The following is a 13,920-nucleotide window of genomic DNA, read 5'->3' on the forward strand; positions in this document are numbered from 1 at the left end:
ACAATCGCTGCCTTCCGGGTCCCGAGCATGCAACCTGCCAGCAAACTCCAACAAAATCACTTGCTGGCGGCCTTGTCGGCGCAAACGCTCAGCCGCCTGGAGGCGGACCTGGAACGGGTGAGCCTGGCCTTGGGCGAGGCGATCTACGAGTCGGGTGACACCCTGCGCCATGTCTATTTCCCGACCGATGCGATCGTCTCATTGCTGTATGTGATGGAGAATGGCGCCTCGGCGGAAATCTCGGTGGTGGGCAATGAAGGGCTGGTGGGCATTGCGGTGTTCATGGGCGGCGAAAGCACACCCAGCCGTGCGATCGTGCAAAGCGCCGGGCACGCCTATCGCCTGCCCACCCAAGCCCTGAAGGATGAGTTCAACCGCCATGGCGAGCTGATGATGCTGATGCTGCGCTACACCCAGGCGCTGATCACCCAGATGGCGCAGACCGCAGTGTGCAACCGGCACCATTCCATCGACCAGCAACTGTGTCGCTGGCTGCTGCTGTCACTGGATCGCCTGCCTGGCGACCAGCTGCGCATGACCCAGGAACTGATCGCCAACATGCTCGGCGTGCGCCGTGAGGGTGTGACCGATGCCGCCGGCAAACTGCAGCGATTGGGAGTGATCGAGTACAGCCGCGGCCACATCAAGGTATTGGACAGGGCCCACCTGGAACAGCTCAGTTGCGAATGCTATGCGGTGGTCAAGAAAGAAACCGAGCGCCTGCTGCCCTACTTGCCGCCGGCGCGCCCTGCCCGTTCCTGAACCCTGCGAGGGGCTGCCGTGCAGCCCCGAAACGTTGACGCCAACGCCTTATGGCCGCATTTTCTGCCAGGGCTGATAGCTGTACCGCTCCGCCTCAGACGCCCGCGACGGGTCGGGGTGGCCAGAGCCACGTTCGCTCTCTCTGCTCAGTGTGTCGTCTACATGATCGTCGCGGTCTTCTGCCTGGGGGCGTTGGTCTTCCTCGCTATCGTCTTCCCCGGTTGGCCAGTCTTCGTCCTCACCCGGTTTGGCGACTGGGGGCTCGATCTCTGTGAAGCTCTTGCCAGTGGTCATACGCACCTCTCAATGCCCAGAAGTCCTGAGCTCCTAGAGTGTGCGCCTTGTCCACCGCGGTAGGTTTTATATCGGACCAACTGACCTGCCCCGGCCCGGGCTATACCACGCGGCGGGCATCCCGGCGCACCGCTTGCGGCGGCACGCCAAAGCCCCGCATGAACACCTCGCGCATATGCCGACGGTCTCTGAAGCCGGTTTCTCTGGCCACGGTATCCAGGCTGTGACGGCTCTGCTCGATCATCAGGCGGGCCGCTTCCAGGCGCAGGCTTTCCACGGCCCTGGCAGGCGACTGCCCGGTTTCGGCGGTGAACACCCGAGCGAACTGTCGTGGGCTCAGGTGCACGACCTGGGCCAGTTCTTCGACGCTCAGCGGCCGGTTCAGGTGCCTGCGGGCGTAATCCAAGGCGCGTTGGATCCGGTCGGACTTCGGCGCCAGGGCCAACAACTCCGAATGCTGCGACTGCCCACCGGAGCGCCGCTGGTGCATGACCATCTTGTGCGCGACCGAACGGGCAAGCTCCACGCCCAAGTCCGTTTCGAGCATGCCCAGGGCCATGTCCAACGCTGCGGTCATGCCTGCCGAGGTCCATACCGGTCCGTCGACGATGAAGATGCGGTCTTCTTCCACCACCACCCTGGGGTGCGCCTGCTGCATCGCCTTGGCATACGCCCAGTGCGTGGTTGCGCGGCGGTTGTCCAGGACCCCGGCCTGGGCCAGCACGAAGGTGCCGGTGCAAAGCCCGGCGGTACGCCGGGCACTGTCGACGAAGCCGCGCACCTGGTGCAGCACCTCATCGCTGGGTGGCGTCAGCGGCGTGAGCGTGCCGGCCACCATCCAGGTATCGGCAAGGCCAGCAGCGGTGAGCGGCAATGTGTCGATGTGCATCCCTAGGGAGGAACGCACCGGCCCACCGTGCAAGGAATAGTTCTCGACCCGGTATACCCCTGCGCCAGCGGCAATGTTGGCAAGCTCGAAAACGGTCTGGGTCGCCAGTGACATGATCTGGAAACCCTCGGGGATCAGATAGCCGACTCGGTGCATGCCTGGGCTCCCACTTCAAATGTCCTGAAACACTACCTTATGCGTCATTCAAGACATTCGCAATGCCCGGCATCATGGCTTCAACCCCAACAACGGAGCTTGACCATGACGCAGACTCACACAGGCACCGCGCTGATCACCGGCGCATCCACCGGCATCGGTTCGGTCTATGCCCAAGCCCTGGCACGCCGCGGTTATGATCTGGTGTTAGTCGCTCGCAACCGCGACCGCCTCAACGCACTTGCCACTCGCATCACCAACGACACCCAGCAACACGTCGAAGTGTTCCCTGCCGACCTGAGCCATGCCCAGGACCTGGCCCGCCTGGAGCGCAAACTGCGCGAAGATGCCAGCATCACCTTGTTGGTGAACAATGCCGGTATCGGCACCCACACCCCGCTGCTGGACAGCGATGTCGAGCGCATGGCCCAGATGATCGGCCTCAACATCACTGCCCTCACCCGCCTGACCTACGCGGCGGTACCTGGGTTTGTCGCCCGGCAACAGGGCGCGGTGATCAACATTTCTTCCGTTGTCAGCCTGGCGCCCGAGCTGCTCAATGGCGTGTATGGCGCCAGCAAGGCCTACGTCACTGCGTTCAGCCAGTCGCTGCACAAGGAGTTGGCCGGGTTGGGCATCCAGGTGCAGGCGGTTCTGCCCGGTGCGACCGCCACGGACTTCTGGCAGATCGGTGGCCTGCCGGTGGAAAACCTCGACCCGGCGATCGTGATGTCGGCCACGGACTTGGTTGACGGAGCGCTCCAAGACTTCGATGAGCGTGTGCTGATTTCCATCCCCTCCTTGCATGACCTGCAAGCGTTCAATACCTACGAAGCGAGCCGCCAGGCCTTGATCGGCCAGCTTTCCAACAACCAGTTGGCACCGCGCTACAACGGTAAGTGAACAGCCACCGTTGCCAGGGAAGGCCGCCGGCCAATTTTCACTCCAATACTGAAAGTCTTTCTCTGATTCCCCTGTTTTTGCGATAGACCAAGGCGATTAGGCTGACAACATCCCTGCTGTGTAAAGGATCTAGCCCCATGAAAGCCATTGTATTCGAGCAACCCGGCTTGCCAATCGACGACCCGAAGGCCCTGTACGAAGTGGACGTGCCGCAACCGAAGCCCGGTGCCCGCGACCTGTTGGTCGAAGTGCACGCCATCGCCGTCAACCCGGTCGATACCAAGGTGCGCGCACGCAGCAGCGCTGGCCAGCCCCAGGTGCTGGGCTGGGACACGGTCGGTGTCGTGCGCCAGGTCGGCAGTGAAGTGGCGTTGTTCCAGCCGGGTGATGAAGTGTTCTACGCCGGGGCTATCGATCGCCCGGGCAGCTACAGCGAGTTCCACCTGGTCGATGAGCGCATCGTTGGGCACAAGCCGCGCACGCTGGACAACGCCAGCGCTGCTGCCCTGCCCCTGACCTCGATCACCGCCTGGGAACTGCTGTTCGACCGGCTGGGTGTGGAGGAAGGCGGTGGGAAAGGGCAGCACCTGCTGGTCATTGGCGCGGGCGGTGGCGTGGGTTCCATTCTGGTCCAGTTGGCTCGCCAGCTTACCCAGCTGACGGTGATCGGCACAGCGTCGCGGCCAGAAACCCAAGCCTGGGTGCGCGAACTCGGCGCCCATCATGTGATCGATCACAGCGCCTTGCTGGCACCGCAGCTGCAGGCGCTGCAGCTGGACACAGTTGACCATGTCATCAGCCTGACCCACACCGACACCTACCTGCCGCAGATCGTCGAGGTGCTTCGCCCCCAAGGGCAACTGGCCCTGATCGATGACCCGGCGCAGCTGGATGTGATGCCGCTCAAGCGCAAATCGTTGTCGCTGCACTGGGAGCTGATGTTCACCCGTTCGCTGTACAAGACCGAGGACATGATCGAACAGCACCGCCTGCTGGAACGGGTCGCCGCGCTGGTGGACGACGGCGTGCTCAAGACCACCCTGGGTGAGCACTTGGGCACCATCAATGCCGCAAACCTCAAGCGCGCCCACGCCGTGATCGAAAGCGGGAAAGCCAAGGGCAAGATCGTGCTGGAAGGTTTCTGACCCCCCAGCGGCGTGCCCTTTGAGAGGTTCGGCGCGCCGCTGAGCTCGCTTCAGATTCATCGTATACAAAACAAGGTAATTCTGTTTACATTATGCCGCGCCTACGACAACGGTAATCGCCGTTGCGTATAGCGACAGGCACAAGCCATGCACTTCCCCAACCTGCTCGCCCCCTTTGAGCACCGTGCGCCAATCGCCGCATTCGCCGTTGCCCCATTCTCCTGCCTCACCCACCGCCGCCTTGCACCGAGCTTGTGTGCTTCGGCGCCGCCGCGCGCTCGGCGGCTCTGACCGGCCCGGCTGCCCATGCCGTGTTTACACACAGCGCCTGGTTTCCAGGGTTTGGCTCCAAATCGAAAACCGGGCGTCTGCACAGACGAATTGCAACCCGTCCCATCACGGGAAAGGAACACCAATGCCCAAGACTTTGCTGATAAAAAACGCCGAACTGCTGGTGACGATGGACGGCGAACGCCGCGAGATCAAACACGGTGGCGTGTACATCGAGGACAACCTGATCAAGCAGGTCGGCCCCAGCGACGAACTGCCACAACAGGCCGACGAGGTACTGGACATGACCGGGAAAGTGGTCATTCCAGGCCTGGTCAACACCCACCACCACATGTACCAGAGCCTCACCCGCGTGGTGCCGGCCGCGCAGGACGGCGAGCTATTCAACTGGCTCACCAACCTGTACCCGATCTGGGCCCGGCTGACCCCTGACATGATCGCCGTGTCGACCCAGACGGCAATGGCCGAGCTGATGCTGTCGGGCTGTACCACCTCCAGTGACCACCTGTACATCTACCCCAACGGCTGCAAGCTCGACGACAGCATCCATGCCGCCGCGCAAATCGGGATGCGCTTCCATGCCGCCCGCGGCAGCATGAGCGTGGGGCGCAGCCAGGGTGGCTTGCCGCCGGACTCGGTGGTGGAAACGGAAAGCGCGATCCTCAAGGAGTCGCAGCGCCTGATCGAGGATTACCACGACGCCAGCCATGGCTCGATGCTGCGTGTGGTCGTCGCGCCCTGCTCGCCCTTCTCGGTCAGCCGTGACCTGATGCGCGAGGCCGCAGTCCTGGCTCGCAGCTACGGGGTGTCGTTGCACACCCACCTGGCCGAAAACGTCAATGACATCGCCTACAGCCGCGAAAAATTCGGCATGACCCCGGCCGAGTACGCCGAGGACCTGGGCTGGGTCGGCCACGACGTCTGGCACGCCCACTGCGTGCAACTTGACCAGCACGGCATCGAGCTGTTCGCCCGGACCGGGACCGGTGTGGCCCACTGCCCCTGCTCGAACATGCGCCTGGCCTCGGGCATCGCGCCGGTGCGCAAGATGCGCGACCACGGTGTACCGGTGGGCCTGGGGGTCGACGGTTCGGCGTCCAACGATGGCGCCAGCATGATCGGTGAAGTGCGCCAGGCCCTGCTGCTGCAGCGGGTAGGCTTCGGCCCTGATGCGATGACCGCGCGCGAGGCGCTGGAAATCGCCACCCTCGGCGGTGCCAAGGTACTCAACCGCAATGACATCGGTGCCCTGGCCCCGGGCATGGTCGCCGACCTGGTGGCCTTCGACCTCGGCCATGTGGCCTATGCCGGCGCCCTGCACGACCCACTCGCTGCCCTGGTGTTCTGTACCCCGACCCACGTCGACACCAGCGTGATCAACGGCCGCGTGGTGGTCAGAGGTGGCCGCATCACCACGGTTGACCTGCCCGTGGTGCTGGAGCGCCACAACCGCCTGGCTCGGCAACTGGTTACCGGCGAGTGACCGGTGCGGGCCGGTGCGCGCCACCACGGGCGCAACGGCCCGCAGCCGATTGTGTACACACCGTTCCACAACCGCGACTGAAACCGTGCTGCTAGACGCATTACAAAAACAAAAGCGAGCTATCCACCATGACTTCTCCCGCTACACCTCGTCCGGAAGACGAGAACCTCGGCGCCAGCGCCAACCTGGCCTATGGGCTGCAGCATGTGCTGACCATGTATGGCGGCATCGTCGCCGTGCCGCTGATCCTCGGCCAGGCAGCCGGCATCGCTGCGGCAGACATCGGCCTGCTGATCGCTGCCTCACTGTTCGCCGGCGGCCTGGCGACCTTGCTGCAGACGCTGGGCATCCCCTTCTTCGGCTGCCAGCTGCCGTTGGTTCAAGGGGTGTCCTTCGCCGGCGTGGCGACCATGCTCGCGATCATCGGCAGTAACGGCTCGGTCGGCCTGTCGGTGGTGTTCGGTGCGGTAATCACGGCGTCGTTGATCGGGCTGCTGATCACGCCGTTATTCTCGCGCATCATCCAGTTTTTCCCACCGCTGGTAACGGGCATCGTCATTACCATCATCGGCTTGACGCTGATGCCGGTCACCGCGCGCTGGGCCATGGGCGGCAACAGCCAGGCCGCCGACTTCGGCAGCACGTCGAACATCGCCCTGGCGGCGTTCACCCTGGCCACCGTGCTGTTGCTCAGCAAGTTGGGCAGCGCCAGCATTTCGCGGTTGTCGATCCTCCTGGCGATGGTCATCGGCACCTTGGTAGCGACGGCGTTCGGCATGACTGATTTCTCCCGCGTGCTCGATGGCCCACTGGTTGCGCTGCCGCAAGTCCTGCCGCTGGGCGCACCGCAGTTCCAGATCGCGGCGATCATCTCGATGCTGATCGTGATCATCGTGACCATGGTCGAAACCTCCGCCGACATCCTTGCCGTAGGCGAGATCATCGGCACCAAGGTGGACGCCAAACGCCTGGGCAACGGCCTACGGGCAGACATGATTTCCAGCGTCCTGGCGCCGTTGTTCGGCTCCTTTACACAGAGCGCCTTTGCGCAGAACGTAGGGCTGGTCGCCGTGACCGGCGTGAAAAGCCGTTATGTGGTCGCCAGCACAGGGTTGATCCTGGTAACGCTCGGGCTGCTGCCAGTGATGGGCCGGCTGATTGCCGCAGTGCCTACCGCCGTGCTCGGGGGTGCCGGCGTGGTGCTGTTCGGCACCGTCGCGGCCAGTGGCATCCGCACCCTGGCGCAGGTGGACTACCGCAACAACATGAACCTGATCATCGTCGCCACCTCGATCGGCTTCGGCATGATCCCGATCGCGGCACCGGGCTTCTATCACCACTTCCCGACCTGGGTCGAGACCATTTTCCACTCGGGTATCAGCTCGGCAGCGATCATGGCCATCTTGCTCAACCTGCTGTTCAACCACCTGCGGGCCGGCAATTCCGACCAGCAGTCGGTGTTCGTCGCCGCCAGTGAACGCACCCTGCGCTACCGCGACATCGCCGGGCTCAACGAAGGTGATTTCTTCCGCGATGGCAAATTGTTCGACTGCGACGGTAACGAGGTGCCGATCCTGGAGGCCGATGATGACCATCCAGAGACCGCGACGCCGCGCAGGAAGCGCCCCGAGCAGGTGCACTGAACGAAAAAAGCGACGCACAAGCGTCGCTTTTCTACCACCGCTGCAACCTCCAGGGGATCAGCCCGCTTCCACCCGCGCGGCGCTGGCGGCCTTGCGCAGGCTCCAGGTGCCCCATGCCAGGCCAAGCACCGCTGCGGTCACAGACCCCGACAACACGCCAAGCTTGGCGGCGCCCAAGGCGCCTGGGTCAGCGAAGGCCAGGTTGGCGATGAAGATCGACATGGTGAAGCCGATACCCGCCAACAGGCCGATCAGGGTGATACCGCGCCAGGTCACCCCTGCCGGCAATGCGCACCAGCCCAGGCGCACCATCAGCCAGCTGACCGTGATGATGCCCAGCGGCTTGCCGGCGATCAGCGCCACGGCCACAGCAACCATTACCCAGAACGGGCCGTCGGCACTCAGGTCGACACCCGAGAGCCCCACGCCGGCGTTGGCCAGGGCAAACACCGGCATGATCACGTAGGCCACCCACGGGTGCAGGCTGCCCTGCACGCGAATGACCGGCGGTACCATTTCACGCTGCGCCAGGCGCAGGTGCTTCAACGGGCTCAACAGGTCGCCGGCATCGGCCTGTGGGGCTTTCGCGTGGCCAAGCAGCTCGTTGGTGAATCGGTTGACGGCATCCAGTGGGCGCTCGCCCAACGGCATGGCCCTGACCGGTGTCATGAGGCCGAGAATCACACCGGCCAAGGTCGGGTGGGCGCCGGTCATCAACATCCCCACCCAGGTGATGGCGCCTGGAATGACATAGGCATAGGCCGAACCAATGCCGACCTTCTGCATGCCGACCACCAGCAGCAGGCCGATGGCGGCCACGCCAAAGCCGCTGTAATCAAGGCCACCTGAGTAGAAGAAGGCGATGATCAGCACGGCGATGATGTCATCGATGATCGCCAGGGCCAGCAGGAATACCCGCACATTCGAAGGGATCGACTTGCCCAGCAAGGCCAGCACACCCACCGCAAAGGCGATGTCGGTGGCCGTGGGCACTGCCCAGCCTTGCTGCTCGGCAGGTGCATGGCTGAACGCCAGGTAGATCAGCGCCGGTACAGCCACACCGCCGACGGCCGCCGCCATGGGCAGCGTGGCCTGACGCAGGCTGGACAGCGCACCTTCATGAATCTCGCGACGGATTTCCATCCCCACCACCAGGAAGAAGATGGTCATCAGGCCATCGTTGATCCAAAAATGCAGGGACTGGGAGAACACCAGGGAACCGACACCCAGGGTCACCGGTGTATGCCAGAGGGCGTCGTAGCTGTGGGCGGCTGGCGAGTTGGCCCAGATCAGCGCGGCCACGGCAGCGATCAGCAGCACGATGCCACTGACGGCCTCGATGTGCAGAAAACGCTGAAAGTTGGCCAACGCGCGTTGGGCGATTCGCTGGGCACGGGGCATTACATGTTTTTGCATGGGCGCAAGCACTCCCGCATGGCGGCCCGACCTGCGTAGTTATTTAACCTGCATCACTGCATCATGCAGCTAGCACCCGCGGGCATTCTAGCGGATAACCTGCCCTTTCTCCAACAGACGCCCGCTCGGCTCACGGCCCCGGGCACCCCGCTGCGCTGGCCCGCACGGCGCTGGCCAGCTTCTGCAGGTTGACCTGCTGGGCGTCGACGAGGCTGGCGATGCTGTTCTGCGCCGGGGTCTGCACCGAGGTCCGGCAGGTCAGTTCGTCCTGGCCCTGGCGCTTGAGCCGCCATACCGCATCCAGCAGCGCGTACTGGCCAGGCACGGTGTCGAAACGCTGCACATCCACGCGCAACACAGCCCGCGGCAGGCCGCCTACCGGCCCGCCCAGCTGGTCTTGCAGGGCGCTGCGAAACTCATCCACCAGGTTGGCGCCCCACCATTCGGTTTCAAGGATTACCAGGCTGCTTGCGCCCTGGCGTATCACCAGTTGCGGGCGGTCCACCTGGGGCGGCAGGCTGACGCGCTCGACCTGGAACTTTTCCCCCGTTGCACGGCTCGGCTGCGCTGCGACCAAGGTGTGGTAGTTGTTGGGCGCACTGCTGCAGCCCGCGGTCAGCACCACCAGCAGGGCCAGCAACAGGGTTGGCAGCGTGCGCATCGGCTCTCTCCTTGGGCGTGGTCAGGGTTTCACATCGTCCGCGCCTGCCGCCTTCGGCCGGCCACGGATGATCGATTCGGGGTGGCGGCCGAGGTAATCCGCCAAGTCGCGCAGCGAACGTGACATGCGCTCCAGTTCCTGCAGCGTGTCGCCCAGTTTTTCGCGTTGCGGCGAGTCGTCGGCGATCGCCGAATTGGCTGTGCGCAGGGTTTTCTGCAGCTCGTCCAAGGTGCGGGTGACCCCCGGCAGGGTCTGCCCATCGACGCGCTTGACGGTACGGCGCAGCTCGCGCAAGGTGCCGTCCAGGTTACTGGCAATGCTCTCCAGCGGCAGCTTGGCGATGCGATCGAGCACACCCTGCAGTTGCTCTTGCAGTTTTTCCAGGCTGCCGGGCACGGTAGGGATGACGATGGGGTCGGCGCCCCTGTCGAAGGCGACCTTCGGCACGTCCGGATAAAAGTCCAGGGAGATGAACATCTGCCCGGTGATCAGGTTGCCACTGCGGGCCTGGGCACGCAGGCCATGCTCGACGAAGGTACCGATCAATCGCCGGGCCCCGGCGGTGTCACCCTCGGTATGGTTGAACACCTTGAGCATTTTCTGGTGCACCGGGCCCAACCGCTGGGGGTAAACGGCCGCATCGACCACCACCGGGAATATTTGCTTTTTCGGATCGTAGTCCAGCGTGATCGACGTCACCCGGCCGAACTCCACCCCCTTGAACTCCACCGGCGCGCCCACCGACAGCCCGCGCATCGACTGGTCGAAACGCAGGCGCAGGTACTGGGCCTTGCCAGAGGGCGGTGCGAGGGCCGTGTCGCGGTCGGCGAACAGTTCGAACGCCTGCTGGTCGGCCGCAGGCGCGGCGGTGGCGGCGTAGTCGGGCGTACCGAAGGCCAGGCCCCCCATCAGGATCGAGGAAAACGACTGAGTCTCGACCTTCAAGCCGTTGGCGCCGATCTGCATGTCGATGCCACTGGCATTCCAGAACCGCGTATCGAGCGTGACGAACGCGTCGTAGGGCGACTGCACGAAGACATCGATGTCCACCCCACGGCCGTCCTCTTGCAGGGCATAGGACACCACCTCGCCCACCGGGATCCTGCGGTAATAGAGCGACGAGCCGATATCCAGCGACCCCAGGTCGCTGGCGCGGAGCACGAAGCGCTTGCCCTTCTCGCCGTAGGTGATGGGCGGCGGCGATTCGAGGCCGGTGAAGTGTTTCTCGGGGGCTTTCGACTCGCCAGCATCGGCGCCAATAAAGCTCCCTGACAGCAGGGTATCGATCCCCGATACGCCCCCCGCGCCAATTCGCGGGCGCACCACCCAGAAGCGCGCACCTTCGGTGGCGAACGATTCCGCCTCCTTCGACAGCTCGACCTTGGCCACTACGCCCTTGCGATCGGGGGCCAGCTCCACCGAGCTGACCTCGCCAATCACTACGCTGCGGTAGCGCACTTGGGTCTTGTGTGCCACCAGGCCCTCACCGGTGCGAAACGAGATTGAAATCACCGGCCCCTGTTCCATCCAGTTGCGCACCACCAGCGAGGCCCCTACCAGCAGCGCCAGGACCGGCACGATCCACACCAGTGACACGTTCAAGCGCCGCGTGCGCACCTGCGCCTGGCCGGGCTCGGCGCCCCTCTCAGTTTCCAGCGCCATCACCGTGCTCCCTGTCGTGTGGGTGTTCGTCCCAGATCAGGCGTGGGTCGAAGCTCATGGCAGCCAGCATGGTCAGCACCACCACCAGGCCGAAGAACAGAATACCCGGCCGCGGTTCGATGGTGCCCAGGCCACGCAATTGCACCAATGCAGCTACCAGCGCCACCACCATGACGTCGAGCATCGACCAGTAGCCAATCAGCTCGACGAAACGAAACAGCTTCGAGCGCTGGCGACGCGCCCATTGACTGCGCCGCTGGGCGGTGAACAGCAACAGCCCCAGGGAAACGAACTTGATTGCCGGTACGCCGATGCTGGCGATGAAGATGATCAGGGCAATGTCCCAGGCACCGGCTTCCCAGAACTCCAGTACCCCGCCCACGATGGTGCTGTCACTGCCCTGCCCGAGCATCTCGGTGCGCATCACCGGCAACGCATTGGCTGGCACGTAGAAAATCAATGCCGCGATCAGGAAGGCCCAGCCCCGGGCAATGGGGTTGGCCTTGCGCCGGTGCAACGGTGCGCCGCAACGCCCGCACTGCTGAATGCCCGCATGCAGCTTGCAGGCCTGGCCACACCCATGACACAGGCACAGGTGCAGCGCCTCGGCCAGCGCCGGCGCGCTCATACCTGCACCCACAGGTCACGGATATCACGACCGGCGATGAAGATCAGCAGCAGGCTCAGGGCCGCCAGGGCAACCAGCCCTATGCCGGGAATCACATCGAGCAACCCCGCCAACTTGATCACCGCCACCATCGCACCCAGCAGGCACACCTCAAGCATGCTCCACGGGCGCAGGCCTTCCAGCGCGCGCATGCAGCTGGCAAAGCCCGGTGCGCGGCGCCCCTTGAGCGCAAAACAGAGCACCCAGCACAACAGGGTTATCTGCAGCACCGGCGCGAAAATGATTGCCAGCGCCAGCACCAGGGCGATGAAGGTGATGCTGCCGTGGCTGAGGATCATCACCGAATCCCACAAGGTGGCCGAATTGCTCAAGCCCCCCATGCTGATGGTCATCACTGGGTAGGCATTGGCGAACACCAGCAGCACGCCCCCAGTCAAGCACAGCGCCAGGCGCTGCTGCACATTCAGCGGGTTGTGCCGGTACAGCACGCCGCCACAGCGCAGGCACAGCGCGCTTTGGTGCCGTTGCAAAGGCGCACGCTGGTACACCGCGTCGCAGTATTCGCAAATGATCAAGTCATCCGCCTGGGCCATATCCAGTCCTGGCAGGCACCCCGGCCCATGCGAGCAGCACATGGCAGCGCAAATGCCTGCATTCACCAATGAGTCCATCAAGAAGACAGCTACATGGCAGGCAAGACTAGTCAATTTCCAGGCTTCATGCCTGTATTGGCCCCATCAGGCTTTGCTGAGCTCGCCAATCTTCTCCAGCCGCGCCCGCACGATGTTGCGGCTGATGTTCAACAGGCGCCCGGTCTGCAGCTGGTTCCCGTGGCAATAGCGGTAGGCCTCACGAAACACCGTTTCCTCGATGTGCTCGTAGAGGTTGGCGATGTTCTGCTCGAACAGGGCGTGCAGCGCGCTTTGCAGGCTGGGCGGCACGGCGCTCGCCGCGGGCAGCCCGGCGGGCACGGCCGCCGCCTGGGGTAGCGCTTGCGGACGCATGTCCACCAGGTGCAGATCGCCCGGTGCCACCACCTGCTGCCGGCACACCAGCAGGGCATGGTGGATGGCGTTTTCCAGCTCGCGGATGTTGCCCGGCCAGCTGTGCGCCAGCAGCTTGCGTTCCGCCTCAAGGCTCAGTGATGCGCGGTCATAGCCCAGGCGACGGCAGTGCTCCTCGATGAAGAACTCCGCCAGCGGCAGAATGTCGCCAGGCCGCTCGCGCAGCGGCGGCAGGCGAATGGTCGCGACGTGCAGGCGGTAGAACAGGTCTTCGCGAAAATGCCCGGCCACCACCGCATCGGCCAGGTTCACGTTGGTCGCCGCCACCAGGCGCACATTGATCGGGATCGGCGTGCGCGAGCCTAGCCGCACCACTTCGCGCTCCTGCAACACCCGCAGCAGCTTGACCTGCATGTTCAGTGGCAGGTCGCCGATCTCATCGAGGAACAAGGTGCCGCCGTTGGCCGCTTCGAACCAGCCAGCCTTGTTCGAGGTGGCACCGGTGAACGCGCCTTTCTCATGGCCGAACAGCTCGCTCTCGACCAGGGTTTCGGCGAACGCGCCGCAGTTGACCGCAACGAACGGCTCGCGCCCCCGGCGGCTCAGGTGGTGGATATGACGGGCCACCAGCTCCTTGCCGGTACCGGTCTCACCGATGATCAGGGTGTTGGCTTCGCTTGGCGCCAGGCGCTCGATGCGGCTGAGCAGTTCCTGGGAGCGTGGGTCCTTGAACACAAGCACGGTGGCACGCACCGACTTGGTCAGCTCGCGGGCATTGGGATGGGTGATCAGCGACATGGGGGGCTTTCCTGGCAGTTGAAGCGCGCCCTCATAGTGCATGAAACAAATTAGATCAAAAACGTATTAATTAATATTTGAATATTCCATTCAGAACTATTCGAATTTTCAACACCGGGTTGCTGCCAGAGCAGCAATCGAGCAGCAGTGCCTTGCCTGCCGATCAGCAACCCAGCGTCCCGCCA

13 protein-coding genes are annotated in these 13,920 nt (G+C 64.0%); 5 read left to right on the top strand and 8 right to left on the bottom strand.

All coding sequences use genetic code 11. The features are described 5' to 3' along the window. Positions 1 to 27 precede the first annotated feature (27 nt). Entirely contained in the window at positions 28 to 762 is a 735-nt protein-coding gene (locus tag L6D80_RS04010; RefSeq protein WP_054899755.1) for a Crp/Fnr family transcriptional regulator, read from the top strand. Between the two features lie 48 nt (positions 763 to 810). On the opposite strand, the gene L6D80_RS04015 is transcribed toward L6D80_RS04010, so the two are convergent. Both L6D80_RS04015 and L6D80_RS04020 read right to left on the bottom strand, forming a co-directional pair. Further along, on the bottom strand, positions 811 to 1,056 hold the full coding sequence (locus L6D80_RS04015) for a hypothetical protein (RefSeq protein ID WP_054899756.1): 246 nt from the start codon (positions 1,054 to 1,056) through the stop codon (positions 811 to 813). A 100-nt stretch (positions 1,057 to 1,156) separates the two neighbouring features. Continuing rightward, complete coding sequence (locus L6D80_RS04020) at positions 1,157 to 2,101, bottom strand: GlxA family transcriptional regulator (RefSeq protein ID WP_176514274.1); 945 nt, start codon at positions 2,099 to 2,101, stop codon at positions 1,157 to 1,159. 105 nt (positions 2,102 to 2,206) lie between these two features. Between L6D80_RS04020 and L6D80_RS04025 the strand changes: the two genes are divergently transcribed. From L6D80_RS04025 to L6D80_RS04040, 4 genes are all read left to right on the top strand, one after another. Beyond that, positions 2,207 to 3,004, top strand: a complete 798-nt coding sequence (locus tag L6D80_RS04025; RefSeq protein ID WP_176514276.1) for an SDR family NAD(P)-dependent oxidoreductase — start codon at positions 2,207 to 2,209, stop codon at positions 3,002 to 3,004. Positions 3,005 to 3,141: 137 nt separating this feature from the next. Next, a complete protein-coding gene (locus L6D80_RS04030; RefSeq protein ID WP_176514278.1) occupies positions 3,142 to 4,149 on the top strand; it encodes a zinc-binding alcohol dehydrogenase family protein in 1,008 nt (335 codons plus the stop codon). Between the two features lie 415 nt (positions 4,150 to 4,564). Next, complete coding sequence (locus L6D80_RS04035; protein ID WP_176514280.1) at positions 4,565 to 5,923, top strand: 8-oxoguanine deaminase; 1,359 nt, start codon at positions 4,565 to 4,567, stop codon at positions 5,921 to 5,923. Positions 5,924 to 6,051: 128 nt separating this feature from the next. Next, positions 6,052 to 7,566, top strand: coding sequence for a nucleobase:cation symporter-2 family protein (locus tag L6D80_RS04040; RefSeq protein ID WP_176514281.1), 1,515 nt, complete (start codon positions 6,052 to 6,054; stop codon positions 7,564 to 7,566). Between the two features lie 57 nt (positions 7,567 to 7,623). On the opposite strand, the gene nhaA is transcribed toward L6D80_RS04040, so the two are convergent. From nhaA to L6D80_RS04070, 6 genes are all read right to left on the bottom strand, one after another. Beyond that, on the bottom strand, positions 7,624 to 8,982 hold the full coding sequence (gene nhaA / locus L6D80_RS04045; protein ID WP_176514283.1) for a Na+/H+ antiporter NhaA: 1,359 nt from the start codon (positions 8,980 to 8,982) through the stop codon (positions 7,624 to 7,626). A gap of 130 nt (positions 8,983 to 9,112) precedes the next feature. Next, positions 9,113 to 9,643 carry a PqiC family protein gene (locus L6D80_RS04050; RefSeq protein ID WP_176514285.1) on the bottom strand — a complete coding sequence of 177 codons (531 nt, stop codon included), beginning with the start codon at positions 9,641 to 9,643 and terminating at the stop codon, positions 9,113 to 9,115. 21 nt (positions 9,644 to 9,664) lie between these two features. Continuing rightward, entirely contained in the window at positions 9,665 to 11,305 is a 1,641-nt protein-coding gene (locus L6D80_RS04055; protein ID WP_176514287.1) for a PqiB family protein, read from the bottom strand. Continuing rightward, positions 11,289 to 11,933 (bottom strand): paraquat-inducible protein A, encoded by a 645-nt coding sequence (locus tag L6D80_RS04060; protein WP_176514289.1) that lies wholly within the window; start codon positions 11,931 to 11,933, stop codon positions 11,289 to 11,291. Before L6D80_RS04060 ends, L6D80_RS04055 begins: the two co-directional genes overlap by 17 nt. Continuing rightward, positions 11,930 to 12,526, bottom strand: a complete 597-nt coding sequence (locus L6D80_RS04065; RefSeq protein ID WP_054899766.1) for a paraquat-inducible protein A — start codon at positions 12,524 to 12,526, stop codon at positions 11,930 to 11,932. The genes L6D80_RS04060 and L6D80_RS04065 overlap by 4 nt, the downstream gene beginning before the upstream one ends. 144 nt (positions 12,527 to 12,670) lie before the next feature. Further along, positions 12,671 to 13,735 carry a sigma-54 interaction domain-containing protein gene (locus L6D80_RS04070; protein WP_176514291.1) on the bottom strand — a complete coding sequence of 355 codons (1,065 nt, stop codon included), beginning with the start codon at positions 13,733 to 13,735 and terminating at the stop codon, positions 12,671 to 12,673. Positions 13,736 to 13,920 lie beyond the last annotated feature (185 nt).

It is taken from the genome of Pseudomonas ceruminis (assembly GCF_021602025.1).
GTDB classification, from domain to species: domain Bacteria; phylum Pseudomonadota; class Gammaproteobacteria; order Pseudomonadales; family Pseudomonadaceae; genus Aquipseudomonas; species Aquipseudomonas ceruminis.

Coding starts and splice junctions, on each gene's coding strand:
- L6D80_RS04010 (WP_054899755.1), top strand. CDS start 28: ATGCAACCTGCCAGCAAACTCCAACAAAATCACTTGCTGGCGGCCTTG.
- L6D80_RS04070 (WP_176514291.1), bottom strand. CDS start 13,735: ATGTCGCTGATCACCCATCCCAATGCCCGCGAGCTGACCAAGTCGGTG.
- nhaA (WP_176514283.1), bottom strand. CDS start 8,982: ATGCAAAAACATGTAATGCCCCGTGCCCAGCGAATCGCCCAACGCGCG.
- L6D80_RS04020 (WP_176514274.1), bottom strand. CDS start 2,101: ATGCACCGAGTCGGCTATCTGATCCCCGAGGGTTTCCAGATCATGTCA.
- L6D80_RS04040 (WP_176514281.1), top strand. CDS start 6,052: ATGACTTCTCCCGCTACACCTCGTCCGGAAGACGAGAACCTCGGCGCC.
- L6D80_RS04035 (WP_176514280.1), top strand. CDS start 4,565: ATGCCCAAGACTTTGCTGATAAAAAACGCCGAACTGCTGGTGACGATG.
- L6D80_RS04015 (WP_054899756.1), bottom strand. CDS start 1,056: ATGACCACTGGCAAGAGCTTCACAGAGATCGAGCCCCCAGTCGCCAAA.
- L6D80_RS04055 (WP_176514287.1), bottom strand. CDS start 11,305: ATGGCGCTGGAAACTGAGAGGGGCGCCGAGCCCGGCCAGGCGCAGGTG.
- L6D80_RS04025 (WP_176514276.1), top strand. CDS start 2,207: ATGACGCAGACTCACACAGGCACCGCGCTGATCACCGGCGCATCCACC.
- L6D80_RS04050 (WP_176514285.1), bottom strand. CDS start 9,643: ATGCGCACGCTGCCAACCCTGTTGCTGGCCCTGCTGGTGGTGCTGACC.
- L6D80_RS04065 (WP_054899766.1), bottom strand. CDS start 12,526: ATGGCCCAGGCGGATGACTTGATCATTTGCGAATACTGCGACGCGGTG.
- L6D80_RS04030 (WP_176514278.1), top strand. CDS start 3,142: ATGAAAGCCATTGTATTCGAGCAACCCGGCTTGCCAATCGACGACCCG.
- L6D80_RS04060 (WP_176514289.1), bottom strand. CDS start 11,933: ATGAGCGCGCCGGCGCTGGCCGAGGCGCTGCACCTGTGCCTGTGTCAT.